Origin of the sequence: Ferruginibacter sp. (assembly GCF_014377975.1) — a bacterium.
In the GTDB taxonomy this organism is placed as follows: domain Bacteria; phylum Bacteroidota; class Bacteroidia; order Chitinophagales; family Chitinophagaceae; genus Ferruginibacter.
Genome location: NZ_JACMOO010000081.1, coordinates 1 through 2582, shown reverse-complemented (window position 1 = coordinate 2582; position 2582 = coordinate 1). Strand labels below are relative to the sequence as shown.

Below are 2582 nucleotides of genomic sequence, written 5' to 3'. Positions count from 1 at the left end.
TAGGGTCAAAGTCGGGTGGAAAAGTAAGAATTCCATTGGGTGTAAATTCATCTGATTTCCAGCTAAAAGTTTCTTGTTTCCCTAACGGAATATTACGTACTTCAACATTTAAGTTAGTTAGTCTTTTCGGAGTGGATTCCGGAGTTTCCAATATGTATAACTCTTGCGGAGATTGAGGTGTACTGGCAATAAAAGCGATAGAATTATTTTTCCCTATGTTATATTCATACCAATATGCACCAGCGATGGTCAAATTAGTCAGGTTTAATTTCTTTGCAGTACCGGTAAGCGGTTGCATCCATAACGAGACAGTATTGAAGTCGTTTGCAGCTACAAAAATGGCTTTACTATCCGTACTCCATTCTGCCCGAAAAAAACAGCGGTCAAGTTTAGCCGTCAAATTAATTCCATTGCCCCCATTGAGTGAGGTAAGAAAAACATCAAAGCCATAACCAACATTTTCCAGATTGCGTTGATAGGCAATTGATTTGCCATCAGGCGAAAAAACAGGCTGCTTTTCTTTATGCATTGCATCTGGTGGTATTTGGGTGGTAGTGATTCTATTAATTTTCCCGGTGGCTACTTCAACGGTTTTAATCGTAAAAATTAGTTCACCGGAGTAAGGCGATTCATTACTTTGAAGCACAATATTTTTCCCATCAGGAGACCAGGAAAAGGAATTAGCAACTGCAGCAGGAACTGTCCAATTGCCAGCCGTAAGCCTTTTTGCTTCACCGCTATCGGCTGGAATAAGCCAGAGATGCGATGGATTTGGCCTGGCATTCAAAAACATACTATTGTATTTTATTTCAAAGCCATCATACCCTTTATCTATCTGTTTCTTATTTATTATTTCGTCTTGCTGTACAAAAGCAAACGCAGTACCATCAGGGCTCCAATCAAATTGCGTTACACCCATCGGAGAATTAGTAATTTTCTTTGCTTCCCCACCGTTCATTGATAATAAAAATAACTGAGCCTTATTGTTTGCATCGGCAGCTATGAACGCAACAGCATTACCCAATGGAGACCATCTTGGATAACTAACCAATGTCCTTTCATAAGTTAACTGTTGGGTAGCTCCGCTCACAACATCTACTTTATAAATAAATGATTTGTTTTTATTGGTTGTTGTATCAGGCTTTGAAACGACTACCAAAATCGATTTGCCGTCAGGTGAAATTTGAGGGTCGGTTAAAGTATAGAGTTTATCCATATCTGTTAATTCAAATTTCTTTTGTGCTAATAACTGAAAAGAAAATACATGTATCAATGCGATAAATAGGACGATTGTTTTTTTATTTTTCATTTTAAAAATTTGTTTTATTGCTTAAAAAATTAGAGAAAATATTGAGGAGTTTATTACTTTTTAAACTTTCCATAAACCGCTTGTCCTGCAAAAACATTATTAACTGTTTTGCCATTTCTTAAAACAACCACACCATTCACAATTACATATTCAATGCCTTCGGAAAACGCAGGACCATTTTCAAAAGTTCCTTTGTCAATTATTGTATTGGGGTTAAAAATGGTAATATCAGCATCAGCCCCAATTTGTATCCTGCCTTTGAACCTCATCATTGGTGCAATATTTTCCAGTCTTTTAGCTGGCAACAAAGTCATTTTTTCAATAGCGGTCATAAGGTCAATTACTTTTTCTTCTCTTACATATTTGCCTAAAACTCTCGAGAACGTTCCCCCAGTTCTTGGATGTGCTAGCTTTGAATATGGCATTCCATCTGATGCAATCATAACACCCGGTTCAGCAATACCAGTGTTTATCCATTCAGGTTTCATCATGTGTATAATTACTGTTCCTCCTGTCTTTCGATAGGCATCAAATGTTTGTTTAGTAAGACGTTCTCCAGTCTCAACCCATTGTAAATCGCCATAACTGATGCCCAATCTGTCTTGCCATCCATCGGAGAACATTGCACTTTCCAAACTCGTTGAAGCTGCGGTATAAGAATAGAGTTCTGTTGTAATATCTATCCCTCTTTTTTGTGCTGCATTTACCATGTCTAAACCAAGCTGAATATTACCCAATGCCATACTGTTAATATGAACAATATGCAGCGGTGCCTTTGTGAGTGCAGCATCAGCTATTACTTCCTGAATTGAAATAATATCGGGATTTCGTACGTGAGTGAAAACAAGTACATTCAATTCGCCAGCTAACTGAAACAGCTTGTACAATTCTGTTGGATTTGATTTAGGCAAGTAACCGATTGGAACTCCGATACCAATTCCACCTTCGCTCAAAGAAGATTTAATATTTTCAAGTGTTTTATTCATTTCTTCCGCTGTAATTTGCTCTGCAGCCGCAGGTAGAATGATACTATTGCGCTTTTCAATTGATGATTCTCCTTTTATACTTGTTTCAAAAAATTTGCTTACAGCAGCTTTGTATTTGTCTATTGCTTTAAATCGTTCGTAAGGCCAGCACACACTTGCACCATAGTTTATTAATGCCTTTGACTTTCTTGTTGCATACCATTCTTTAAGGTTCTCAATTCCCCATTCCAATTCCAGTGCAGTAGTAAGTCCATCATGCAATTGATATTCTTGCTCAATGTTGGTTC

The 2582-nt window shown here is 37.5% G+C and carries 2 protein-coding genes; both read right to left on the bottom strand.

The window, feature by feature from the left end; translation table 11 throughout:
• Positions 1-1309: hypothetical protein (locus H7254_RS04780; protein WP_301931904.1), on the bottom strand; the 1309-nt coding region annotated here is incomplete at its 3' end.
• Positions 1310-1362: 53 nt separating this feature from the next.
• A partial coding sequence (locus H7254_RS04775; RefSeq protein ID WP_301931903.1) for an amidohydrolase family protein occupies positions 1363-2582 on the bottom strand: 1220 nt, incomplete at its 5' end.